Below are 24,314 nucleotides of genomic sequence, written 5' to 3'. Positions count from 1 at the left end.
GAGTTATCAGATCCTGAGACGAGGGAATGATAGTAATCCGGATACAACACCGCTACAATGGGTCAAGTTATCGAAGTAGATAACCAAAGAGGGGAGACACACCCCCTCCTCACGGAGACGGGAACGGGGGGACTGTTCTCCGCGGGATATCTCCGCGACCGTCCGGCTGGGGCGTACCTGGAAGACGACGAGACTCCCGTCTTCCTGCTCACGAACGGGAAGCGTGGCGTCGAGATCGACCGCGAAGACGGGACCGAACAGCTCACCGCCGGGTCGGGGTACCGAACGATCGTCGTCCTCACCGACCGTCGACTAGTGATCCTGGTCGGCGACAGCGACGCCGTGTCGGTGGACGGGGACCAGTGTCTCACCGTGCGTCTCGTCGACGTCGACGGCGTCGCCGCCGAAACCGGTCGCCGCGAGGGCCGACTCTCCGTCACCCGGACCAGCGGCGGCACGCTCACGCTCCACGCCGGCGCCGACGGGCTGGATGCAGCAGCGGCGTACCTCACGGCGGCGTCCCAGGCCTGGATACACGTCGAGAACACGCTCGACGACGTCCAGCGATCACTCGTCGCGGCCACCGGTCACTGCGACGCCGGCGAGTACGACGCGGCGCTCGAGGCCGCACAGGAGGCTTACCACGGGCTGAACGAACCGCGCCGCGCGGCGAACCGGTTCGACGGCGAGTGGACGGCGAGCGCGATGGTCGCCCGCGTCGACCAGGTCCAGCGTCGGTGCGCGAGCATGCTGGCCGAAGCGCGACTGGGCCGCGCCCGCCGGTTCAGCGACGACGCCGAGGCCCACTGGCGCGACGACGAGTTCGAGGCAGCCCACGACGCGTTCGACGACGCGCGCGAGGAACTCGAGACAGTGCTCACCTACGACTCCGCGGCCGTCTCGGACAGGGACGCGGTTCACGAGGAACGCGACCGGGTCGAGCGCGTCACGGCGGAACTGGCGGCGGCCCCGCTCCGACGCGCCGTCGAAGCGGACCGGGACGCCACCGACGCCGACGACCCGGCCGACGCCGCCGACCACTGGGACGACGCGCTCGAGGCTTACTGCACCGTCCTGGAACTCGACTGGGGCGCCGACGAACGGCGTTTCGAAGGCGATCCGGACCAGCTTCGCGAGCGGCTCGGAGAAGTCGTCGAGCGCCTCGTCTCCGCCCGACGGACTGCCGCGTCGAAGGCGAAGCGGGCCGGCGACTGGTACGTCGGGGCCGAACAGTACGAGGTGGCCATCGAAGAGTTCGAGGCGGCCCGCGACCAGTACGACCTGGCACTCGCCGTCGCGCGGGAACGGTACGCCGGTGCGACGGACCACCTGACGGTGGAACGCGAGGCCATCGAGTCCCGGGTGGAACGAACCACCGCACTGCGCGACGGGGAGGAGGTCGGCCCCGTCACGACGCCGGACGAGGACGCCGACACCGAGGGGGTGTTCGACGTCGAGGCCACCATCTGCGATGGCGAAGCCGATACGACTGTTTCGGTGGACGGTGAAGACGCGCCAGACAGTGAAGGGCAAACGGACGAGACGAGCGAGGTGGCAGCGATCGATTCGTCACAGAACGGCAGCGTCGAACGGCCTGACCGCTGAGGAACCGGCCGAACGGTTACTCCTCCTCGGTCTCGACGCTCTCGGGAGCCCTGATATTCAGGGGCCGAATGTACGCGTACCAGATGAACAGCGCCCCCGACCCGTAGCCGACCGCCCAGACGACACTTCCGAGAGTGCCGTAGCCGGCCTGTGAGAGGACGGCGTTGGCAACCCCCGGGATCACGATAATCGCGACCAGCGTGAGACCGAACGCGATCTTGTCGCGACGCCCCATCAGGCGATCACCCGGCGCTGGCGGACGGCGAGCGACCGGCCGCGCGAGGGATTCGGCTGAGCATGACCGGGCAGGTGGACGCTGTCGCACGCTGCGTTCATAGTCGCTGGTCGGCCGCGAGCGCCTAAAGAAATGACGAACCCGCCGTCGGACCGAAGTCGTCGCGGACAGATCTGTCGAGCGGTGCGACGGTCGTCCGCCCCACTCCGCGGGTTCGGCCGCCATCGTTCCGCCGATCAGGGCGCGCGTTCACCGACGACTTCGTGGGGAACACGAGAACGGGAACCCGCAACGAGCCCGCCAGTTTTCCGCCCGGATACGCTGGTCGACCGATCCGCTAACGATCGGCTTTCAGTAGCGGTGCGACGGCGAGACACACGCGAATCGCTCGACCTGGTAGCCAACAGACCGTTTTCAGGGAGAAGTTCGTCACGGCGTGTGAGTACGTGATGATCGCTTTCCGTCGTCCCGGTCACACGTTGTCTCGGGTGAACGGGGAAGCGCGTGCCGTCGAACACATACGATTCGGAAGATGATACTGCAAAATCCACCGACTGCAGTGCAATTCAAACGGATCGTATACTGACTATATCCACCGATAAGTCAGATAATCGGTCCCGGTCACGCGTTAATCGATCCCCGTGTGACCGCTACGGCGAGTATAACTAATCACCAGACACGAGTGCAATCCTCCATGGGTTCGACAGACAGCAGACGAGGTAGCGACTACGAACAGCGAACCAAGACGGTTCTCGGCCAGCTTGCGACGCTCGCGGTGGTCGTCGTCTCCATCGTCGGGATGACGGCCGGCGTCGCCGCGGCCGACGTCCAGCACCAGGTCCAGCAACAGGAGACCAACGGCACGTACGCGGTCGTACAGGGAGAGGACTGCACGGAGATATCGCCGCTCTACGGCAACGAGTCGGTGAAGTCGTTCTACGACTACCGGTCGCCGATCCCGGAGAACCCCTCCACGAACCAGACCGGGCGTTCCTACAGCTCCAAGGGGACGATCGCGCTCCAGCAACCCGACACGAGTAGCTTCTTCCTGTACGAAGATAGCGACGGCAACCTGAGCCTCGTCTTCCTCCACGGGTCGACCGGCAACGCCTCCGACGGCGGTGCCGCGACCTTCACCATCGCCGGCCTGCCTGAAGACGGCAACTGGACCGTGAAAGACGACTCCTACGATGGCAAACACAACTACGACTCGTGGCGCGAGGCCGACGGGGTCCACCGCGTCGACTGGACCTGGGGCGAGAGCAAGACCGACGGCGGCGCGTACACCGGCCTCGGCGAGGAGTTCACCGTCACCATCGACCCGGCGTTCAACACTGACGCCGAACTGTACGGCCAGCAGTACAACGGGACGATCCGATACTGGACCGCCATCTCGAACGGGCAGGCCACCTACGACCGCACGTCCCTGACCGCAGAGCAGGTCACCATCACCAGCGAGGGCTGTTGAGTACCGACCGAGAAATTTCGGTGACGCACCGCCCCGACCGAACGACGTCGAAGCGATCAACGCTCGACGACGTTCTGGTACGCACGTTACATTTACTTTTTTCAGGGATGACGACAGAGTCATCAACAGATGAGACCGCCCGACACCGGCCCCGTAGCGCCCTCGCGCCGCGCCCTCCTCGGTGGCGTCGCTGGACTCGCCGTGAGCCAGACCCTCCCCAGCACCGCCCTCGCCGCGCCGTCGTCGGTGCCGCTGTCAGTACTGACGCGAAATCTCTATCTGGGCGTCGACCTCTCGAAACTCTTCGATGCGACCTCGATGAACGAAGTCCGCCGCATCGCCGGCGAGATGCTCGACGAGATTCGAGCACATCCCTACGAGGCCCGCGTCGACGCCATCGCCGCGGAGATAGAGACCAGCCAGCCCGACGTCGTCGGCGTCCAGGAGGCCGCCCACCTGCGGGTCCAGACCGAGAGCGACTTCTCAGAGAGCCCCATACCCAACGCCTCGACGACCGTCGTCGACCTGCTCGACCTGCTCGCGTCCGCCCTCGACGACCGCGGCCTGTCCTACGACGTGGCCGCCGAGACCGTCACGACGGACATCGAAGTCCCTGCCGACGACGACGGCGGAACGACCGACGTCCGCCTGACCGACCGAACCGCCCTGCTCGTCCGGAGCGACCTCGAGACGACCGATACCCGTTCCGAAACCTTCGACAGTGCGCACCGGTATCGGGTCCAGGGTGCCACCGTCGCCATCCAGCGCGGCTTCTGCCAGGTCGACCTCTCACTGGACGGCGCCGACGTCGCCGTCGCAAGCGCCCACCTCGAATCTGCGGACGACGACACCCGCCTGGACCAGGCCGAGGAACTCCGCGACGAACTGCCGGCGGACCGGCCGGTCGTGCTCGCCGGCGACCTCAATAGCGGCCCCGGCGGCCCGACCGCCGCCTACGACCTGCTGACCGAGTCCTTCGCGGACCCCGCGTCCGACAGCGAGTCCGACGACGCCGACCCGACCTGCTGTCAGGCCAGCGACCTGCGCAACGAGACGTCGGCCCTCTCGCGGCGCGTCGACCACGTCCTCTCTCGCGGCGACGTCGACCCCACCGGCGTCCAGCTGGTCGGCGCGGACCCCGACTCCCGCGTCACCGCGGCCGTCGACGGCGAGACGGTCGAACTCTGGCCCGCCGACCACGCCGGCGTCGTCGCGTCGTTCGCCGTCCCGACGCCGACGCCTACGCCCACCGCCACCCCGACGGAGACGGCGACCGAAACGGCGACTGAGACCGAGCGACAGGAAACGGGCGGCTCGGCGAACCTCCCGCTCTACGGAACCGCCGCTGGCGTCGGCAGCGCGGCCCTCGCCGCCCTCGTCTGGTACCGAAAGCGAACGTAAGTTACGCCGGTCCTGTTTCCGTCGAAACCTCTTCACGCTGAATCTCAGTCATCAATACCCGCTCTGCAGGTTTGTGTACTGAGTGGGTGGTTCTTCTGAGTTGGTGCTGAAAGAAACGACACCGCCAACACCCAGAAAGCCCTCGGCGTGCTCCGGTCCCGCGGACCGACTGCGCGCGCTCGTCCCTCGCGTGCTTATCGGTCCGGGGTTCCCGGACCCCGCCTCGCCCTTTCAGTCCACCGTCAGAGCAAGCTCTGACGAGCCCTCGTTCGCTTCGCTCACGAGGACTCCGAGGCCTGCACAGCACCGCAGCCCTGCCCTCCCCCTGGTCGCGGCATGAACGCCGCTCCCGGCCGGGCGGTTGCGGAGCGGTCAGGACGCGTGATTCGGCGCGGACGCGCCGAATCCGGGGAGGTTTGGCGGAGCCATCCGCGAGCGCCTCTGTGGCGCGAGCGATGTTGTCCTGGTGGACTGAAAGGGCGAGACGGGGTCGACGACGTCCGAACCCGCAAGCACGCGAGGAACGAGCGCGCGCAGTGGGTTCGCACGAGTCGAGCGCGCCGAGGGCTTTCGACGTGTTTGACGTCGTGCTAACAGCGACAACCCCGGTACCCACCAAACGCTACGTAGCTCACCTGTACTGACCACTCGTACGTGCCCGTTCAACCCCCTACCGAGAAACACGACCGAAATTTCGTCTGAACGATGCGCTCCCGACGTCCTTTACAGAATGGGTTGGGGCGGATTTGAACCGAATGAAGACTCACTCCGTTCGTCTTCCAGGGTTCAACTCCGCTTGCACCATTCGCTCCTCACGTCCGTTCGTCGCAGAATGGGTTGGGGCGGATTTGAACCGCCGACTTCCTCCGTGTGAAGGAGGTATCATAACCGGACTAGATCACCAACCCGGGCGTTTTCCAGTATCCGAGGCCCGGACTTAAGAATTGTCTTCCGACGGACGACTGAGAACTCCTCCCGGGGTGGGTCGTCCGCTCGACTCGGGGGCTATGCCTGACAACCTGTCCAGCCGAAATTCGCCGTCGTCGCGTCAGGCAGACTGCTTGCCGCGGTACTCGTCGAGTTTCTCCCGGGCGTCGCCGATGGCTTCGCGGGCCTCACCCTCGGCTTTGGCCTGGACCTCGCGAAGGTCCGCCTTGATATCGTCGAGGCGGCTCGGGTCCGGTTCTTCCTCGCGGCCGGTGAGTTCGTCGAACCGCTCGCGGACCGGCTCGAGTTCGGTCTTGACGCCCTTCGTTGCTGTTTCGCCCGCGCGCTTCAGGTAGTACCGTGCGTCTTCGAAGTGTCGGTTCATATCTGTCCTTTGCCTTCCGACGGATATAACCTTTGTGCCCAGATGGGACGTTTTCGAGGTGATCGATGGACGAACGGGACGTGCAAGTGGTTCGAACCGCCGCCACACAGACCTTTTCGAGGTGATTGAGATCGTGGTCCTGCAGTCGAGTGGTCGACGTAAGTCGCGTCCACCGTCTGTCTCCCCCGGTCCGAACGCTCTGGCCCACCACCATCGTTCCCAGACGAGACGAACCGTTAACCCACTCCCCTCACAAGCACGGCCATGTTCAGTCGTCTCTCGATTCCCACGCCGTTCCAGGTGGGACCGGTCAACGCCTACCTCGCCGGACGGACGCTCGTCGACCCCGGGCCGGACAGCGAGGAGGCGTGGGCGAAACTGCTGGCGGCGCTGGAAGAACGGGATCTCTCGGCCGACGACGTCGAACAGGTCCTCATCACGCACCCCCATCCGGACCACTTCGGCGTCGCACACCGGCTCCGTGAACGAGGCGCCCGCGTGCTCGCCAGTCCCGAGGCGAGGTCCATCGTCGAGGACTTTCCCGCACGCCTCGAGCACGAACAGGCCTACTTCGTCGACTTCTTCGAACAGTGCGGAATGGCACGCGAGACGGCCGAGACCGTGACGAACCTTCCCGAGGCGTTCCTGGCCTACGCCACGAGCGTCGACGTCGACCGCGAACTCGGTCCGGGCGACGACGTCACCGTCGACGACGTCCAACTCACGGCTGACGCGGTCACCGGCCACGCCCCGGGCGAGCTCCTCTTCGCCTTCGAAGCGGGCGACGAGCGCCACGCGCTCGTCGGCGACAACGTGCTGGCCGACATCACGCCGAACCCGTTTCTCCAGCCACCGCCCGAATCCGGTGGCCCACGGCCCCGCGTCCTCCCCGGCTACAACGAGTCACTCCGGGCACTCCGCGCCGACTCCTACGACCGATTTCTGACCGGCCACCGCGAGCCCATCGACGACCCCGCCGGCCGCATCGACGCCATCCTGACCGAACACGACGAGCGAACGGACGACGTCGCGGCCGCCGTCGACGGCCCGACGACGCCCGTCGAGGTGATGGGCGACCTGTTCGGTGACCTCCCGGCGACCGAGCAGTTCTCCGGCATGAGCGAAGCTGTCGGGCACCTGGACGTGCTCGAAGAACGCGAAATCGTTACGAAACGAGAACGGGGCGGACTGGTCGTCTACGAACCGGTCTAGACCAGCGACGCGGCGCTCTCGGCGAAGCCGATGACGACGTCGAAGCCGGGGAGCAACAGGACCGTGACCACGCCCGCCGCGACGACGGCGGTGTACAGCCCGACCGGGTAGTCGTCGAGTTCGAGCCCGTCGGCCGGGTCCTCGATCCACATCGCCTTGACGACCCGGGAGTAGTAGAACAGGCTGAGCGCGCTGTTGATGATGAGCGCGGCGCCGAGCAGGTACGTCCCGGAGCTGACCGTCGCCATCAGCAGGGCGAACTTCGAGAAGAAGCCGCCGCCGATGGGGAGACCTGCCAGACTGAACAGGAAGACGGTCATGGCCGCACAGGCCAGCGGCGCCTGCGTCCCGAGACCGTTGTAGTCCTCGAACGTCCGGCCGACGCCCCAGTACTCGACCAGCGCGACGAACAGGAACGCGCCCGTGTTCATGAAGCCGTAGACGAACAGGTGAGCCATCCCGGCGCCGAGCACCTGGCTCTGGTCGACGCCGCCGGTCAGCGCCGCGAGGCCGATGAGGACGTACCCCGCGTGGCCGATCGAGGAGTACGCCAGCATCCGCTTGACCTTCTCCTGGGTGGCCGCCGCGAAGTTCCCGACGAACATCGTGACGATGGCCAGGACCTGGAAGACCAGCACCCAGTCGATGGCCGCGCCGGCGACGTCGACGGGGAAGGCGGTGAGGAAGACGCGGAACGCCAGCACGAAGCCGGCGGCCTTCGAGGCCGAGGAGAGGAACGCCGAGATGGGCGCGGGCGCACCCTCGTAGGCCTCCGGCGCCCAGAAGTGGAACGGCGAACTCGCCGTCTTGTACGCGACGCCGCCGACGATCATCAGGATGCCGATGCCGAGCACGCCGGTCTGGACGCCCTCGCCGATGGCCGTCGCGACGGCGTCGAACTGGAGCGCGCCGGTCGCGGCGTACACCAGCGAGATGCCGTAGGCGAAGACCGCCGACGACAGCGCGCCGACGAGGAAGTACTTCAGTCCCGCCTCGACGCTCCCCTTGTTGGACTTGAGGAAAGCGACGAGGGCGAACGACGGCAGCGAGGCCAGTTCCAGGCTGACGAAGGCGACGGCGAGACTGTTCGCGCTCGCGAGGAGGCTCATCCCGGTCGCCGCCAGCAGGACGAGCGTGTAGTACTCGGCCTTGTAGCGGTGGTCCCGGAGGTAGTCGCTGCTGGCGACGACGACCAGCGTCACCACGCTCGCGACGATGAACGTGAAGAACAGCGACATCTGGTCGACGACGAGCTGGTCGCCGAACATCGAGACGAGGCCCTGGCCGCCCTGGTCGGTGGGCAGGCCCCTGCCGGCGAAGAGGAAGACCATCGTCGTGACGGCAGACGCGAACGAGCCGAGACCGGCGACGCCGGCGAGTAGCGTGCTGTCGCTCTCTTCGGGGCTAATGCTGTCGACGACCAGGAGGGCGAGCGCGGAGAGGGCGAGCAACAGCGTCGGCGCGAGCGCCGTCCACGACGACTGCGTCATCTGGAGTGCGAGTTGTGTCATTAGATACCACCTCCGACGTCGAGGATCGGATTAACCGCGTGCTGGATCATCCGGTAGGACAGGTCCGGCGCGACGCCGAGCGTGATGACCAGCAACAGCAGGACCACCAGGGGCGCGACGTCGTGGAACGGTGCCCCGGCGACCTCGTAGTCGGTTTCGAGCCGGTACGGACCGAACACCGAGCGCTGCATCGCCCACAGCAGGTAGCCCGCCACGACGACGATGCCGAACATCGCCACCGCGGTGAACACCGGCGCGTAGGGAAGCACGGTCGACCGGAAGGATCCCATGAAGACGAGCACTTCGGCCGCGAAGCCGGACATGAGCGGGAGGCCCATGTAGCCGAACGCGGCGCTGACGAAGATGCCCACCGTCCAGGGCATCCGGTCGGCCAGCCCGGACATGTCGCCGACCATGCGCGTGTGCGTCTCGTTGTAGATGACACCGACGGCCATGAACATCAGCCCGGAGATGAGGCCGTGGGAGATCATCTGGAACGTCGCGCCGCCGACGCCGTGTGGCGTGAACGCGACGAGACCGAGGATGACGTAGCCCATCGACGAGATGGACGAGTAGGCGACGATGCGTTTCAGGTCGCGCTGTGCGAGTGCGAGCATCGCGCCGTAGATGACCGACAGGACGCCGATGGCGGCGATGGGGACGGCGAGGGTCTGTGCGACGTCCCCCAGCATCGTGAAGTTGAACCGGAGCAGCGCGTAGGTCCCCATCTTCAGGAGGACGCCGGCCAGCATCACCGAGACAGGCGTCGGCGCCTCGACGTGAGCGTCGGGGAGCCACGTGTGGACGGGGAAGACGGGCACCTTCACCGCGAACCCGAAGAACATCAGCACGAAGGCGACGGTCGCCAGCGGGAAGCCAAAGAGGCTACCGAGTTCGGCACCGCCGCGCAGCGCCTGCGCGATGGCCGGGAGGCCGAGCGTCGAGATCTCGTCGCCCAGCCCGAAGACCAGGCTGAAGAAGCCGACGAACATGACCAGCGACGCCACGTTCGTGTAGACGAAGAACTTGATCGCGGCGTACTTCCGGCGCGGGCCGCCCCACACGCCGATGAGGAAGTACATCGGGATGAGGACGCCCTCCCAGAAGACGAACCAGAGGAAGAAATCGAGCGCCGCGAAGACGCCGATGAGGCTCGCCTCCATCAGGAGCATCAGCCCGTAGAACTGGTTCTGCCGTTCCGATATCGGCGTCCAGGAACTCACGAGCGCGAGCGTCGTCAGCACCGTCGTGAGCGTCAGCAGCGGCATGCTCACGCCGTCGAGGCCGACGTAGTACTGGAGCTCGAACCCGGCGAGCTCGATCCAGGGAATTTGCTGGACGAAGGCGGCCTCGCCCGGCGTCAGCAGTGCGTTACCCGCCTCCTGGAAGTGCTGGTAGTACTGCCAGTACATCCAGACGCTCAGCAGCGCCGGGATGGAACTGATCGCGGTCGCCAGCCGGCCCGCGTAGCGGTCGTCGGCCAGGAACGTGACGAGCGCGCCGAGCAGCGTGATTCCGAGGAGTGCGGCGATCATCACCATCTAGAACCACCCCCCGATGAGTCCGAAGGCGACGAGCAACACGACCAGCGCAGTCGTGATGAGCGTCGCGTAGTTGCTGACGACGCCGGACTGCAGGCGACGCATCCGGTCGCCGCCGAACAGGCTGACGCTGCTGACGCCGTTGACGACGCCGTCGACGACGCCCTGGTCGAACTTGTCGGCCGCGCGAGCCAGCGGGTAGGTGACGCCAGTCGCCAGCCACACCTGGTACTCGTCCTGGTAGTAGTTGTGCATGAGAAGGGTCTTGAGAGAGCCGAGCTTGTCGGTGTGTTCGGTCGGTTCGTCCACGTTGTACAGCGACCACGCGGTCCCGACGCCCGCGAGCGCCAGCCCGAGCGAGACGGCCGCGGAGGCGAGCGTCGTGCCGAGTTCGCCCAGCGGGTAGTGCGCCGTGACGCCGGCCACGTCGTGGAGCAGCGTGCCGTACGTCTCGCTGGTGGTCATTTCGATTCCACCGTGGGCGAGCCAGTCGTGGAGGAAGGAGAGGTGAAGCCCGGTCAGCTTCTCGAGGGGAACCATGTTGAGGAAGCCGATAGTGGCCGCGAGCACGCCCAGCACCGCCAGCGGGAACTTCACGTTCCAGCCGACGCCGTGGGGCTTGCGAGCCGTCTCAGTACGCGGCTTCCCGTGGAAGGTGAGGAACACCATCCGGAAGGTGTAGAAGCCGGTGAAGAACACCGACAGGAGGCCCATCGCGTAGGCAGCCAGCAGCACCGTGCCGAGGCCGCCCTCGGAGCCCAGTCCGTGGATGAGCGCCTCGAACAGCACCTCGTCCTTGGACCAGAAGCCGGCGAAGGGGACGATGCCGGCAAGCGCGAGCGAGCCCGAGAGGAACGTCCAGTAGGTCACGGGCATCTTGTCCTTCAGACCGCCCATGTCCCACATGTTCTCGTTGTGGTGCATCGCGATGATGACCGATCCGGCGCCCAGGAACAGGAGCGCCTTGAACATCGCGTGCGTGGTCAGGTGGAAGACGGCGGCGACGTAGCCACCCGCACCCAGCGCGAGCATCATGTACCCGTACTGGGAGATGGTGGAGTACGCCAGCACCTGCTTGAGTTCCTGCTTGACGACGCCCATCGTCGCCGCGAACAGCGCCGTGAAGCCACCGACGAGCGCGATGATGGCCAGCGCCGTGGGTGAGAGGGCGTAGAACCCGTACATGCGCGCGACGAGGTAGACGCCGGCGGCGACCATCGTCGCCGCGTGGATGAGCGCCGAGACGGGCGTCGGGCCCTCCATCGCGTCGGGGAGCCACGTGTGCAGCGGGAACTGCGCCGACTTGCCCATCACGCCGCCGAGGACGAGCAGGCCGAGCACCGTGAACCAGGTCTGCGGGTCCATGCCGAAGAACGTCGTCACCTCGGCCTCGCCGTTGAGCGCTTGCTCGGCGATGGCCGGGAACGACTCCGCGCCCGCGAAGGCGCCCGTGCCGAACGTGGCGAAGATGCCGACGACACCGACGAGGAAGAAGTAGTCACCGAAGCGGGTGACCAGGAACGCCTTCTTCGCGGCGCTCGGCGGGGCCGCCTCGCGGAACCAGAACCCGATGAGGAGGAACGAACACAGCCCCACCAGTTCGAAGAACATGAAGGCCATGAGGATGTTGCTCGCGTAGACGAACGAGAGCATCGAGAACGTGAACAGGCCAAGGCCGGCGTAGTACCGGGGCAGGCCCGTCTCGCCCTCGTCGTTCATGTAGCCCAGCGAGAAGACGTGGACGAGGAAGGCGATCAGCGAGACGATCAGCAACATCAGAGCCGTCAGCGGGTCGATGAGAATTCCGAGCGTGAGCTCGAAGGTGTCGATCCCCTCGACGAAGGTGTATAGCGTCTGGTTGTACGTCGCCCCGCCAGCGACGGTCAGCGCCACCCACGCCGACAGCAGTAGCGACCCGGCTGTGGCCGCGATGCCAGCGAGCGCGCCGCCCTTGGGCATCCGGTCGCCGAGGAACAGTGCAACGAGGAACGATACGAACGGGAGCGCCGCGATCGCGGGCGCGTATGTGAATGCTCCTGCCATCTTACCACCTCATCGTCGTCGCGTCGGTGACGTTCACGTCGGAGAAGTTGCGGTACAGGACCAGGATGATGCCGATGCCGATAGCCACCTCGGCGGCCGCCAGCCCCATCGTGAACAGGCTGAACACCTGCCCGGTCAGGTTACCGTACTGGGCCGAGAAGGCGACCAGGTTGATGTTCGCCGCGTTGAGCATCAGCTCGACGGACATCAGGAAGATGAGCGCGTTCTCGCGAGTCAGGATGCCGAACAGGCCGATACAGAAGACGGCCGCGGAGAGGACGAGATAGTACTCGGCCGGCATCATCGGTTCTCACCCCCGGAGACGCCGCCGTCGGTCGCGGTCGCGGGCGACTCTTCGGCCCCGGCAACGTCCGTGCCGACGGTGACGTTCTCGCCGGCCTCCTCGCGCCGTGCCAGCATGAGTGAGCCGTCGAGCGCCGCGTCGAGTGCGACGGCGATGACGATGAACGAGACGAGGAATCCCTCGCTGGGGACGGCCGCTCCCTCCCCGACGATGGCGCTCGCCTCGACGCCGATGAGTGCGGCACCCAGGCTCTTCATGATGGCCGCGTCCGCGCCGAAGCCGGCCGCTTCGGGAAACGACGACCCAAGGAAGACGGTGGCGAACACGACGAACAGCGCGACGGCCGCCAGCCCCGGCACGAGGTGCCGTCCCGTCCGCAGGCGCGGGCGCGTCATGGCGTCACCTCGACGGCGCCCTGGTCGGGGCGCGTGAGCATGACGGCGAAGCTGATGAGGATCAGGACTCCCCCGACGTACACCAGGATCTGCATCGCCGCGACGAACGGCGCATTTACCATCACGAAGTGGACTGCGACGCTCAGCAGCGCCACGCCCAGCAAGAGCGCCGAGTGCCAGACGTCCCTGACGAGCACGACGCCTAAGCTGCTCGCGATGGTGACTGCCGCGAACAGCACGAACGTCATTGTCTCCAGCAGTGGTGCCATTGTTGTTTGTGTCTCCTTTCGGCGCGCTTTTGAAGATTCCTCTTTCGTCTCGGCAGAGCACCGCCTCTGGCCACCATACTAACAATTAACGGGAGAATATCACAACCCACCTTTTTCTTCGTCGGGTTTCCTCGCTCACTCCGTTCGCTGCGGGAACCGGTTGGCGGCTTCGCCGCCAACTCGTGCGGTCGCGGGCCGTCGGCCCGCGACCCGCTCCTCGAAAAATCTGGACCAAAAACCGACCGCTCACTCCGTTCGCGGTCGAACGGTTACTGATAGTCGACTTCGCCTTCCCCTTCACCGATCCAGACACCGCGGTCCGGTTCGCGCGACGCGAGCGGGTCGATGTCCTTGTACCAGGGAACGTTCTTCAGCTGTTCCTTGTTGTACGCGAAGTCGTCCTTCGTGTCCGCGGTGAACTCGAAGTTCTGCGTCAGGATGATGGCGTCGACGGGACAGACCTCCTCGCACAGTCGGCAGTAGATGCACTGGCCGACGTGGAGGTTGTACTGCTCGCCGTTGCGCTGTTCGTCCGTCACGATCTGGATCGTGTTGTTCGGACAGACGTTCTCGCACTGGCGACACCAGATACACCGCTCCTGGCTGAACTTGTGGACCCCGCGGAACCGCGGGCTCACTTCGGGCGCGACGTCAGGGTACTCCACCGTGAACGTCTCCCCGTCCAGTGCGTGCTTCATCGTCGTGGCCATCGATTTGAGGACGCCGATCATTGTAGGTCACCTCGGATTGCCGCAGTCGAGAGCACCGACGGGAGTCGGTAACTCATGCGATCACCCCGACGATGATCGCCGTGAGGACGAGATTGGCGAAGGAGAGCACGAGCATCCCCTTCCAGCCGATCTCGATGAGCTGGTCGATGCGCACCCGGGGGACCGCCGAGCGGGCCCACTGGGTGAACAGGTACACCGCCATTATCTTGATCAGGAACCAGACGATGCCCGGGAGCACCGGGCCCGCCGGACCGCCGAGGAAGATGGTGGCGATGATAGCCCCGCCGAGGAAGATGTGGATGAACTCGGAGAGGTACGCCAGCACGAAGTACACCGAGGAGTACTCGGTCTGCCAGCCGGCGACGATCTCGGTCGGCGCCTCGGGGATGTCGAAGGGGTTCCGGCCGACCTCCGCGAGGTTCGCGACCATGAACAGGACGAACGCGAACGGGTTCACGAACGCGTACCACTGCGGGATCGCGACCGGACCGAGCGCGATCAGCGTGTCGGCCTGTTCGGCGACGATCGTGCTCATCCGGAGCGAGCCCGCGAAGATGACGACCGACATCCCGGTCAGGATGAGCGGAATCTCGTAGGCGAGGTTCTGCGCGACCGCGCGCAGACCGCCGAGGAACGAGTACTTGTTGTTCGACGAGTAGCCGGCCATCACGAGGCCGAGCGAGGCGACGGAGGCCATCGCGAACACGTACGCGAGGCCGACCTCGGGGTCGGCGATCTGGATGCCGTTGCCCATCGGGATGACGGCGAACCCGGCGAGCGCCGAGAACACCATGATGAGCGGCCCCAGGTCCCACGCGGGCCGGTCGACGCCCTCGGGGATGATGAGCTCCTTCGAGAGGAGCCGGAGCGCGTCGGCCGGGATGATGAGCAGCCCCATCGGACCGTGCCGGTTGACGGCGATGCGGTCGGTAAAGGCCGCCGTGATCTTTCGCTTGCCCCAGATACCGGAGACGGCGACCAGGGTGAGCAAGCCCGAGGCGACCGCGAACGACGCGATAAGCGCCATCACGAAGATGACGAGCGGGTTCGACGGGTCGAGCCCGAGCAGCTCGGCCAGCGCCGACGGCAGCGGCGTCTCGGACTGCATTACCGGTCCACCTCCCCGAGGACGATGTCGAGGCTACCCAGCGAGGCGATCATGTCCGGGATGTACTCGCCCTCGGACATCTCCGCCAGCGACTGGAGGTTGCTGAAACAGGGGCTCCGGATCTTGAACCGCGCCGGCTTGTCGGTGCCGTCCGAGCGGATGTAGATGCCGAGTTCGCCCTTCGCGCCCTCGACCGCACGGTAGATCTCCCGATCCGGGTCGGGCTTGAGCGTCCGCGGGACGTTGGCCTGGATGGTGCGGTCGTCTTCGGGCCACTCTTCGAGCAGGTCGACGCACTGTTCGATGATGCGAGCCGACTCCTCGAGTTCGCGCAGGCGCACGAGCACCCGCGAGAAGTTGTCGCAACCGTCCTCCGTGACGACGTCCCAGTCGAGTTCGTCGTAGTAGCCGTAGGGGTCGTCGCGACGGAGGTCGTAGTCGACGCCCGAACCGCGAGCGACCGGTCCGGTCGCGCCGTAGTCCTTGACCATCTCGGGCGTGAGGATCCCCGTGTCGACACAGCGCATCTGGAAGATCTCGTTGCCCGTCACGAGGTCGTGGTACTCCGCGAGTTTCTCCGGGAGGTCCTCCAGGAAGTCCCGGATCTTCTCGAAGTACTCCTCGCGGGGTTCGGGCAGGTCCCAGGCGACCCCGCCGAGGCGGAGGTAGTTGAACATCAGCCGCTGGCCGGTCAGGTCCTCCAGGAGATCCTGGACAATCTCGCGGTCGCGGATACCGTACTGGAAGACGGCGGTGAAGTCGCCGAAGACGTCCAGCGCGAACGTCGCCAGCGCGAGGGAGTGACTCGCGATGCGACACATCTCGGCGGACATCGTCCGGATGACCTGTGCGTACTCCGGCACCTCGATGTCGGCCAGGTCCTCGGCCGCGCGCGCGTATGCCCACTCGTTGAGGATGCCGGCCGAGATGTAGTCCCAGCGGTCGGGATACGGCATTATCTGGTGGCGGTAGGTGCCCTGCTGACACATCTGCTCCTCGCAGCGGTGGAGGTAGCCGATGTCGGGATCGATGTCGACGATCTGCTCACCGTCGAGCACCGTCTTGACGTGCAGGACGCCGTGGGTCGCCGGGTGGTGCGGACCGATATTGATGAACATCGTGTCCGGGTCGTCCGGGCTCTGTTTGTCGTCCTGCAACGGGTTCGCGTGCTCGCGCAGCGAGACGATCTGTGGCTGGTCCTGGTTGAAGTCACCGGACAGCGGGTGGCCCTGCCAGGTCTCGGGCAGGAGGATGCGTCGCAGGTCCGGGTGGTCGTCGTACTCGATGCCGACCAGGTCGTAGGCCTCGCGCTCGTGCCAGTTCGCGGTCTCGTACACTTCGGAGCCGGTCTGGTGGCGCGGGTCCTCCTTCGGCGTCGGGACGACGACGGAGACCTCCTGGGTCGGGTCCCGGTACTTCTTCAGGTGGTAGATAGACTCGTACCGGTCGTCGTAGTCCTGCGCGGTGACGCAGGAACAGTGGTCGAAGCCGGCGTCCTCCTTGAGCGTGCGGAGGACCGACTGGACGTCGTCCGGCCGGATGACGAACCCGTCGGCGTTGACGTGCTCCTCCCGGTCGATGACCGAATCCCCGAGCAGGTCGGCGAGCGCGTCGTAGTCGACGCCGTCCTCGGTGACGCCGACGTCGTCGACGACCGGCGTCCTTTTTTCGAGACTCACGGCGAGTCCCCCCAGTTGTAACGCATGACGAGGTCCTCCTCGTCAATCTGGTCGGCGAGCTTCTGGACGAGTTCGTCCTGCTCGAGGTCACCGAACTGCTCCAGTTCGTAGGGCTTGACGGTGACGGGCGAGGACTCGCCCTCGGCGATGCGCTCCTGGAGCTTGGCGACGCCGTAGATGAGCGCCTCGGGACGGGGCGGGCAGCCGGGGACGTGGATGTCACACGGGATGACCTCTTCGGCGCCCTTGACGACGTTGTACCCCTCCTGGAACGGACCGCCGGAGACCGTACACGAGCCCATCGAGACGACGAACTTGGGCTCGGGCATCTGGTCGTAGACGCGCTTCATCCGCGGGGCGAACTTCGAGACGATGGTCCCCGGGACGATGATCACGTCCGCCTGGCGCGGCGAGGCACGCGGGACGCCGGCGCCGAAGCGGTCGAGGTCGTGCTTGATGGCGTACGTGTGGATCATCTCGATGCTGCAGCAGGCGATCCCGAACTGCAACATGAACATCGAGGAGCCCCGCACCCAGTTCATGAACTTGTCGAACTTGGTGAGGATGAACGGCGTCGAGCCGAACGCTTCCCGCAGTTTCGAGTTGAAGCGGTCGTCGGCGCCCGAACCCATTCGGGCCTCCTGCGTAGACTGTGCGTCCGCCAGCTTCGTTTGGTCACTACTCATGGTTTGTGGTCGAGTTGCCGACTGGCACGCGGGCTCCGCACCCACTTCACTGCTCCATTGCGCCACGCCCACGCGAGACCGACGACGAGTATCCCGACGAAGACGAGCATGGGATACAGAGCCTCGGCGAGTCCCACGTTCGCGACGACGTCGCGGTAGACGACCGTCCACGGGAATATCAGGACGGTCTCGATGTCGAAGACGACGAACAGCAGCGCGACCATGTAGTACTGGATGTTGAACTGAATCTTGGTGCTGCTGCCGGTCGGGACCTCACCGCTCTCGTAGGTGGCGCTCTTTCCTTGTTCCGGGACGCTCGGCCGCAGGAGGTAGGACGCGGCCATCATCCCCACTGGGATGAGAACCCCTACGAGCGCGAGCGCGCCGATCGCGATCCATGGATTACTCATTCCGAAATCTCCTAACGTTCTGGGGTTGGGAACACTTGCATATAAGGGTTGATTGTTGCGCTCGCCGACCGTCGCGCCGGTTTTTCAGGATTTCCGATCTGTCTGAACGGCGGTCGCGTCGAACCGGTCGAGGTCCGGCCGATCCTGCGTCAGCGTCACGAGGTCGCGCTCCTGGTCGTACCGGACGAAGCCAGCGTTCTCCAGACTGGGAACGTGGCTGTGATACAACGTAACGTAGACGTGCTTGACTACCTCCGCGGAGATGTCGGTGATGGGCGCTCCGCGTTCGGCGACCGCGACTTCGTCCGCCAGGTCGGCGAGCGCCATCGGTTCGTCGTGCGCCGCCAGGCAACGAAAGGCCTCTCGCCGGCGGCGATTCGACAGGACGTCGAACGTCGCGTCGAGCGCCGTCGCATGCGAGCGTTCGAACGAATCGGACGAAGCCGGTCCGGTCGCGTCGGCCGAGTGTTCAGACATCGTGCGATCGGCTAATCAAACGGACGTGAGACAGATAAGCCCATCCCAACGCGGATAGACCCCGTCAGGAGGACAGAGCGCGCTTCACTCGCGCGATCCGGGGTTCCAGACGGGAGGGGACCAGCGTCACTCCCAGTACTCGTCCTTGAATCCCGGTGTCCCCAGCTCGTGGAGGTCTCGCGAGACGTCGCCGACTGCCTCCTGCAGGTCGTCGTGGTAGGCCTGCAGTCGTTCACGCAGTTCGGGGTACTGACGCGCGAGAATCTGGCCCGCCGTCAGCGCCGCGTTGAACGACTTGCCCGCGTCGACGGCGGTTATCGGCGCGCCCTGGGGCATGCCGATGACGCTGTCGACGGACTTCTCCTGGACCGGGACGCCGATGACCGGCAGCGGGTAGGCGATGCTCGCGGTCATGTTGGGCAGGTCCGCACTCTTCCCGCCAGCACCGGCGATGAGCACGTCGATTCCGCGGTCCTCGGCGGTCTCCGCGTATGCGTACATTAGCTCCGGCGTCCGGTGGGCGGAGACGACGAACGTCTCGAAGGTGAACTGCGCGTCAGGCGCGTCCCCGTAGTCGGTCTGTTCCGCGAATCCGAGTTCGTCCGTGAGCGCGTCGTACGCGCCCGGCCGCTTGCCCTTCCCGCCCGCCATCGTCGGGAGGTCAGAATCCGACCCCATCACGATTCCCACGTCGGGCGTCTCCTCGCTGGGCAGGTCCATCTCCGCCTCGTCGTGGAGCTGGTCGATCAGCGATTGCACCGAGTCGGCGTTGGTCATGTCTGGCCCTCTGCGTGGCGCCGACGTAAGTGTGGGCGATCGATCGCCGCGAGAATCGAGTTCGGGTCCGGGGCGGACCGAAGGCAGTCTGCGACGGGCGCTACTTCCGGAAGGTCAGCTCGTCTCGCAGCGTCCGAATCTCCTCGAGCAAGTCGTCGATTCCGCCTGACTCGTCGGATCCGTCTTCTCCGTCCACCAGGGTCACGTGGCCCATCTTCCGCAGCTCGTAGACGTCGTGTTTCCCGTACCAGTGGAGGTGCGCCCGCGGCGTCGCCAGCACCGACTCCTCGCCGGAGAGGGTCCCCGGCTGGCGCTCCTCGACGTCACCCAGGATGTTGGCCGACACCGTCGGCGCGCGCCGTTCCGTCGTTCCCAGTGGCATGCCCATCACGGCGCGGACGTGCTGTTCGAACTGAGAGGTGTGACAGCCCTCGATGGTCCAGTGGCCCGAGTTGTGTGGCCGGGGCGCGATCTCGTTGAGGAGGACCTCGCCGTCCGTCGTCTCGAACAGTTCGACGCCGAAGACGCCGCGGCCGTCCATCGCGTCGAGGACCTCCAGAACGACCTCACGTGCGCGGTCCAGAACGGCGTCGTCGTCGGTCCGCGGCGGTGAGACCGACTCCCGCAGGATCTCTTCCTCGTGAACCGTCTCGGTGACGGGGAAGGTGTCGCGCTCGCCGTCCGCGCCGCGACAGCCCATCACCGCGAGTTCGCGCTCGAAGTCCACCATCTCCTCGACCATCGCCGGGCCGTCGATGGCGACGAACGCTTCCTCGACGTCGTCGGGCGACTCGACGGGGACGTTGCCGCGACCGTCGTACCCGCCCTCGCGAGCTTTCAGCATCGCGGGATAGCCCAGTTCCGCGCAGGCCTCGCGGAGGTCGTCCGCGGAATCCACCTGCCGGAATTCCGGGACCGGCACGCCGGCCTCGGACAACCGGCGCTTCTGAACGAGTTTGTCCTGGATGGTCCTGAGCGTCTCGGGGTCCGGGTGGACCGGCGTCCCGGTCTCCTCGGCGACGCGTTCGAGCACGTCCGGGTCGGCCAGTTCGATCTCGTAGGTCAGCACGTCCGCCCGCTCCGCCAGCTCGCGGAACGTCGCCTCGTCGTCGAACTCGCCGACGAGGGCGTCGCGGACGACCGGCGCAGCCGGCGGGTCCGGCGTCGGGTCGGTGACGACCAGTTCGACGCCCAGCGGCGCCGCAGCCTCGCCGAGCATCCGCCCGAGCTGTCCGCCGCCGACGACGCCCAGCGTCGGCCCCGGTGTGGAGAGTGTCATGTGCGACGGATTCCGACCTGCGCGCTTAAACGTTGCCTCACGTGACGGCGAAACGTTGCAGGGGGATCGTACGTCGCGCTCGAAAACGGTCCCGCAAACACGTCGAAAGCCCTCGGCCATTTCCGGTCCCGGAAATGGCCTCGCCCTTTCAGTCCACCAGGATGCCGGATTGCCGGTTCAGCGTGAAAACCGGTTGGTCAGGTCGGTGAAAGTCACTACTCGCCCTCGGTCTGGACGTCCTCGTGAATCCAGAACGTCGTCTCCTTGCCCCAGGCGCGCATCTCGTAGGTCGTCCCGGTGTAGGACGATTCGAGCGCACCGGTCGGCACCGTGGTATCGTCGTCCTGGGTGATGATCACCGGCGGCGGGTTCGACTGGATTCTGGACTCCAGTTGCGCGCGTTCGCGCGAACAGTTCACCTGGACGTCGTCCTTGGCGAAGTACCACGGGAACGGCAGCGAGTTGTACCACCGCGCACACAGCGGCCTGGTATCCAGCGAGGAGGAGTCCCAGTCGTTCGGGTCGTCCTTGACGAAGGCGAGGTTGTCGTCGTACGCGTCGCCCTGTTCGCCGTAGTAGAGGAGGACGTCTGTCCCGTTGCCTTCGCGGTCCGCGACGGCGCCGATTGTCTGGAGTTCGGCGCGCGGGTCGCCGCCCGGCTGGGCGTACTGGACGAGGTTGTTGTCGTCGGACTGGTCGTTGACGTACACCGCTGGCACCGCGACGGCGGCGACCTGGGCTCCGACGAGCAACAGGAGGACTGCGGCGATGGCGACGCCCACCGAGTCGTCGAGGACGAACGCCTCGTACCCCCAGTCGAAGATGCGCGCGAGACCGACCGCGGCCGGGATGGAGAGGGGGACCAGCGCGTGGACGACGAGCCAGGCACCGAAGATGTCCGTCCCGAGCGGGTAGCCGAGCACGGAGACGAAGCCGCAGTAGGCGGCGAACATCACGAGGTTGCGCGAGCGCTCGGCGCCGTAGCGCTCGAGGACGAACCCGAAGATGGCGAAGGCGGTCAGTGGCGCCGCCTTCTGTATCATCACCTGGACGAACTGGTCGAAGAAGTCCACGTACACCGCGGCGAGGCCCTCGTCGCCCGCCTCGGTCGAGCGTTCGAACCACGTGCCGAACTCCTCGGCGGAGTGGTTCCAGGTGGCCTGCACCATGTCGACGAAGTTCGACGGGCTGGCGAAGCCCTGCCAGAAGCCGACGGTCCCCTCCGCGGCGGCGGCGGGCGGGTACGTGATTCCCTCCATCCCGGCGCCCCGCGGCGCGTAGAAGAACAGCAAGAGGCCGAAGAGGAGTATCAGGGCCCAGGCGGTGTCGCTGGCGTAGTGGAGGACGAACGAGAGAACCTCGTCCCGTGAGGAGTCGAAGCGGTCGCGGACGCCCCTCGCTTTCGAGCGCAAGAGGTCGTACCCACTGGCGTGGTTTCGGGGCCGGTAGAGCGCCTGGTCGGCCAGCAGGCCGGCGGCGCCGAGCCACGTCAGGACGTACACCGCGGCGTTCTCCTTCGAGGCGAACCCGAAGGCGACGAACGCGGCCGCGGCGTAGAGGTAGCGCGTCCGGCGCGTGTCGTAGAACCGGACGAAGAAGCCGAAAGCGGCGAACATGAACGCCGCGACGAGCACGTCGCTGCGCATGAACCGCGAGTAGTACAGCAGGACGGGGTTGAAAGAGAGGAACAGGGCCATCGCGACTACCTCGACGCGCCGGAGATGTTCGCGGAAGAGGAGCGCCGAGAGGGGCAACAGGCCGCCGACGACGGCGACGGGGACGCGCATGGTGAAGTCGTTGGCGCCCCAGATGGGGAACAGCCAGCGGTTGACGTGCTGGATGAAGGGACCGTGGATGATGCGCCGGTACGCGAACGACCCCGTCTCCTGGTAGTGGACGATCCAGTAGGCGACGCGCCCCTCGTCCCAGTGGGCGATTCGGTCACCCAGCAGGACCAGTCGGGCCAGGAGGGCGAGGAGGGTGATGCCGGCCACCAGGAGCACGACGTCGTCACTGTCGGGCGCCCAGTCGGGGAGGGACCGCTCGCCCGACGGCGTCGACGATTCGGGGCTGTCGGACGCTGCCATACCCGCCATTGACCAGTGGACCCTTTAGAATGCTTCTGGTTTGTCACGCTGGATTTGTAGCTATCTAACACCTAATTCACCACTCGCGTACCGGCAGCCCGTCGGCGGATCGTCGGCGGACCGGCCGGGAGCCTGCCAGCCGGTGCACAACGGTACTTCTTTTAGTTCCGCACACGCCCGGTCGCATATGGTCCAGCTCGGGCTGGTAATTGCCCAGTACGACAAACACGGCGCCGTGATCGACGCGATGGCGCAGTCGGCCAGGGACGCCGCCGAAGAGTGCGACGCCGAAATCGCCGCGGCCCTCGACGTGCCCGGCTCCTACGACACGCCGCTCGCGGCCGACAGGCTCGCCCGTCGCGACGACGTCGACGCCGTGGCGGTGCTGGGCGCGATCATCAGCGGCGACACCGATCACGACCAGGTGATCGGCGCCGCGGCCGCCCAGGGGCTGACCGACGTCAGCCTCGACCGGGACACACCGGTCACGATGGGCATCATCGGTCCGGGCATGAGCCAGGACGAAGCCGAGGCGCGGACGGACAAGGGCGGCGAGGCCGTCCGCAGCGCCGTCGCCCTCGCGGAGGAACTCAAACTATGACTCTCGAATTCGCAGACCGCGTCGGACGCGTAGAACCGAGCGCCACGCTCGCGATCAGCAACAAGTCCGCCGAACTGGCGGCCGACGGCGTCGACGTCGTCGACCTCTCGGTCGGGGAGCCGGACTTCGACACCCCCGAGAATATCAAACAGGCCGCCAAGGACGCGCTGGACGCCGGCCACACGGGGTACACCTCGACGCCCGGCATCCCAGCGCTGCGCGAGGCGCTGGCCGAGAAACTCCACGCCGACGGCCTCACCCAGTACGAGGCCGAGAACGTCGTCGTCACGCCCGGGGGCAAGCAGGCGCTCTACGAGATCTTCCAGACGCTCATCGACGACGGTGACGAGGTCGCCCTGCTCGACCCGGCGTGGGTCTCCTACGAGGCGATGGTGAAACTCGCCGGCGGCTCGCTCGCCCGCGTCGACACCGCCGCCCACGACTTCCAGCTGGCAGGTGCGCTCGACGACCTGACCGAGACTGTCTCGGACGACACCGAACTGCTGGTCGTCAACTCGCCGGGCAACCCCCACGGTGCCGTCTACTCCGACGACGCCCTCGCGGCCGTCCGCGACCTCGCCGTCGAGCACGACATCACCGTGATCTCCGACGAGATATACAAGGAGATCACCTACGACGGCGTCGAGGCCACGTCGCTGGGCACCCTCGACGGGATGGAAGACCGCACCATCACCGTCAACGGCTTCTCGAAGGCCTACTCGATGACCGGGTGGCGCCTGGGCTACTTCGCCGGTCCCGAGGACCTGGTCAGCCAGTCCGGCAAGGTCCACGGCCACTCCGTCTCCTGTGCCGTCAACTTCGTCCAGCACGCGGGGGTCGAGGCCCTGCAGAACACCGACGAGGCCGTCGCGGAGATGGTCGCCGCCTTCAGCGAGCGCCGCGACTTCCTGCTCGACCTGCTCCGGGACCACGACGTCGACGTCGCCACGCCCCAGGGCGCGTTCTACATGATGCCCCAGGTCGACGACGACGACACCGCCTGGTGCGAGGAGGCCATCGACGAGGCCCACGTCGCGGCCGTGCCCGGGAGCGCCTTCGGGACGCCGGGCTACGCCCGTTTCTCCTACGCGAACAGCAAGGAACGACTCGAAGAAGCCGTCGAGCGCCTCGCCGACGCCGACCTGATCTGAGCCGGTCGGCACCGTCGCTCCCCTTCGAAGAA

General features: G+C 66.3%; 23 protein-coding genes and 1 tRNA gene. 6 read left to right on the top strand and 18 right to left on the bottom strand.

From position 1 onward, the window contains the following. Nucleotides 1-57 precede the first annotated feature (57 nt). On the top strand, nt 58-1,605 hold the full coding sequence (locus tag BM337_RS07140) for a coiled-coil domain-containing protein (protein ID WP_089815305.1): 1,548 nt from the start codon (nt 58-60) through the stop codon (nt 1,603-1,605). Between the two features lie 16 nt (nt 1,606-1,621). Here the strand turns inward: BM337_RS07140 and BM337_RS07135 are convergent, their stop codons facing one another. Further along, complete coding sequence (locus tag BM337_RS07135) at nt 1,622-1,840, bottom strand: DUF7996 family protein (protein ID WP_089815302.1); 219 nt, start codon at nt 1,838-1,840, stop codon at nt 1,622-1,624. Nucleotides 1,841-2,534: 694 nt separating this feature from the next. Between BM337_RS07135 and BM337_RS07130 the strand changes: the two genes are divergently transcribed. Both BM337_RS07130 and BM337_RS07125 read left to right on the top strand, forming a co-directional pair. Then, nucleotides 2,535-3,308 (top strand): hypothetical protein, encoded by a 774-nt coding sequence (locus tag BM337_RS07130; protein WP_089815300.1) that lies wholly within the window; start codon nt 2,535-2,537, stop codon nt 3,306-3,308. A 129-nt stretch (nt 3,309-3,437) separates the two neighbouring features. Then, nucleotides 3,438-4,709 carry an endonuclease/exonuclease/phosphatase family protein gene (locus BM337_RS07125; RefSeq protein WP_089815298.1) on the top strand — a complete coding sequence of 424 codons (1,272 nt, stop codon included), beginning with the start codon at nt 3,438-3,440 and terminating at the stop codon, nt 4,707-4,709. A gap of 833 nt (nt 4,710-5,542) precedes the next feature. On the opposite strand, the gene BM337_RS07120 is transcribed toward BM337_RS07125, so the two are convergent. Continuing rightward, nucleotides 5,543-5,617: transfer RNA gene (locus BM337_RS07120), tRNA-Val, on the bottom strand. A 140-nt stretch (nt 5,618-5,757) separates the two neighbouring features. Continuing rightward, entirely contained in the window at nt 5,758-6,021 is a 264-nt protein-coding gene (locus tag BM337_RS07115; protein WP_089815296.1) for a DUF7553 family protein, read from the bottom strand. 264 nt (nt 6,022-6,285) lie between these two features. On the opposite strand from BM337_RS07115, the gene BM337_RS07110 reads away from it, so the two are divergent. Next, nucleotides 6,286-7,233, top strand: coding sequence for an MBL fold metallo-hydrolase (locus BM337_RS07110; protein WP_089815294.1), 948 nt, complete (start codon nt 6,286-6,288; stop codon nt 7,231-7,233). Here the strand turns inward: BM337_RS07110 and BM337_RS07105 are convergent. The 15 genes from BM337_RS07105 to BM337_RS07035 form a co-directional block, all read right to left on the bottom strand. Next, nucleotides 7,230-8,744 (bottom strand): NADH-quinone oxidoreductase subunit N, encoded by a 1,515-nt coding sequence (locus BM337_RS07105; protein ID WP_245778617.1) that lies wholly within the window; start codon nt 8,742-8,744, stop codon nt 7,230-7,232. The two genes, BM337_RS07110 and BM337_RS07105, sit on opposite strands and share 4 nt — an antisense overlap. Next, nucleotides 8,744-10,282, bottom strand: coding sequence for a complex I subunit 4 family protein (locus BM337_RS07100; protein ID WP_089815611.1), 1,539 nt, complete (start codon nt 10,280-10,282; stop codon nt 8,744-8,746). Before BM337_RS07100 ends, BM337_RS07105 begins: the two co-directional genes overlap by 1 nt. 3 nt (nt 10,283-10,285) lie before the next feature. Beyond that, nucleotides 10,286-12,328, bottom strand: coding sequence for an NADH-quinone oxidoreductase subunit L (gene nuoL / locus BM337_RS07095; RefSeq protein WP_089815292.1), 2,043 nt, complete (start codon nt 12,326-12,328; stop codon nt 10,286-10,288). A gap of 1 nt (nt 12,329) precedes the next feature. Further along, entirely contained in the window at nt 12,330-12,632 is a 303-nt protein-coding gene (gene nuoK / locus BM337_RS07090; protein WP_089815290.1) for an NADH-quinone oxidoreductase subunit NuoK, read from the bottom strand. Continuing rightward, on the bottom strand, nt 12,629-13,027 hold the full coding sequence (locus BM337_RS07085) for a proton-conducting membrane transporter (protein ID WP_089815288.1): 399 nt from the start codon (nt 13,025-13,027) through the stop codon (nt 12,629-12,631). The genes nuoK and BM337_RS07085 overlap by 4 nt, the downstream gene beginning before the upstream one ends. Continuing rightward, entirely contained in the window at nt 13,024-13,296 is a 273-nt protein-coding gene (locus tag BM337_RS07080; RefSeq protein WP_089815285.1) for an NADH-quinone oxidoreductase subunit J, read from the bottom strand. Before BM337_RS07080 ends, BM337_RS07085 begins: the two co-directional genes overlap by 4 nt. Before the next feature lie 269 nt (nt 13,297-13,565). Beyond that, nucleotides 13,566-14,027 carry a NuoI/complex I 23 kDa subunit family protein gene (locus tag BM337_RS07075; protein WP_089815283.1) on the bottom strand — a complete coding sequence of 154 codons (462 nt, stop codon included), beginning with the start codon at nt 14,025-14,027 and terminating at the stop codon, nt 13,566-13,568. A 52-nt stretch (nt 14,028-14,079) separates the two neighbouring features. Beyond that, nucleotides 14,080-15,135: a complex I subunit 1/NuoH family protein gene (locus tag BM337_RS07070; protein ID WP_089815280.1), complete on the bottom strand. Its 1,056-nt coding sequence runs from the start codon at nt 15,133-15,135 to the stop codon at nt 14,080-14,082. Further along, on the bottom strand, nt 15,135-16,814 hold the full coding sequence (locus BM337_RS07065) for an NADH-quinone oxidoreductase subunit D (RefSeq protein WP_089815277.1): 1,680 nt from the start codon (nt 16,812-16,814) through the stop codon (nt 15,135-15,137). The genes BM337_RS07070 and BM337_RS07065 overlap by 1 nt, the downstream gene beginning before the upstream one ends. After that, nucleotides 16,811-17,500, bottom strand: coding sequence for an NADH-quinone oxidoreductase subunit B (locus BM337_RS07060; protein WP_089815275.1), 690 nt, complete (start codon nt 17,498-17,500; stop codon nt 16,811-16,813). The genes BM337_RS07065 and BM337_RS07060 overlap by 4 nt, the downstream gene beginning before the upstream one ends. Beyond that, nucleotides 17,497-17,910 (bottom strand): NADH-quinone oxidoreductase subunit A, encoded by a 414-nt coding sequence (locus tag BM337_RS07055; protein ID WP_089815273.1) that lies wholly within the window; start codon nt 17,908-17,910, stop codon nt 17,497-17,499. Before BM337_RS07055 ends, BM337_RS07060 begins: the two co-directional genes overlap by 4 nt. Before the next feature lie 84 nt (nt 17,911-17,994). Beyond that, a complete protein-coding gene (locus tag BM337_RS07050) occupies nt 17,995-18,387 on the bottom strand; it encodes a DUF7344 domain-containing protein (RefSeq protein ID WP_177227238.1) in 393 nt (130 codons plus the stop codon). A 126-nt stretch (nt 18,388-18,513) separates the two neighbouring features. Beyond that, nucleotides 18,514-19,164, bottom strand: a complete 651-nt coding sequence (gene purE / locus BM337_RS07045) for a 5-(carboxyamino)imidazole ribonucleotide mutase (protein WP_089815270.1) — start codon at nt 19,162-19,164, stop codon at nt 18,514-18,516. Between the two features lie 100 nt (nt 19,165-19,264). Next, complete coding sequence (locus BM337_RS07040; protein WP_089815268.1) at nt 19,265-20,443, bottom strand: 5-(carboxyamino)imidazole ribonucleotide synthase; 1,179 nt, start codon at nt 20,441-20,443, stop codon at nt 19,265-19,267. A 215-nt stretch (nt 20,444-20,658) separates the two neighbouring features. Then, a complete protein-coding gene (locus tag BM337_RS07035) occupies nt 20,659-22,530 on the bottom strand; it encodes a flippase activity-associated protein Agl23 (RefSeq protein ID WP_177227236.1) in 1,872 nt (623 codons plus the stop codon). Nucleotides 22,531-22,717: 187 nt separating this feature from the next. Here BM337_RS07035 and ribH point away from each other — a divergent pair, with 187 nt between their 5' ends. Together ribH and BM337_RS07025 are read left to right on the top strand one after the other, a co-directional pair. Next, nucleotides 22,718-23,131: a 6,7-dimethyl-8-ribityllumazine synthase gene (gene ribH / locus BM337_RS07030; RefSeq protein WP_089815264.1), complete on the top strand. Its 414-nt coding sequence runs from the start codon at nt 22,718-22,720 to the stop codon at nt 23,129-23,131. Next, nucleotides 23,128-24,282 carry a pyridoxal phosphate-dependent aminotransferase gene (locus BM337_RS07025; RefSeq protein WP_089815262.1) on the top strand — a complete coding sequence of 385 codons (1,155 nt, stop codon included), beginning with the start codon at nt 23,128-23,130 and terminating at the stop codon, nt 24,280-24,282. The genes ribH and BM337_RS07025 overlap by 4 nt, the downstream gene beginning before the upstream one ends. Nucleotides 24,283-24,314 lie beyond the last annotated feature (32 nt).

The organism is Halomicrobium zhouii, assembly GCF_900114435.1.
Classification (GTDB): Archaea; Halobacteriota; Halobacteria; order Halobacteriales; family Haloarculaceae; genus Halomicrobium; species Halomicrobium zhouii.
This window is presented reverse-complemented; position numbering and strand designations above follow the sequence as displayed.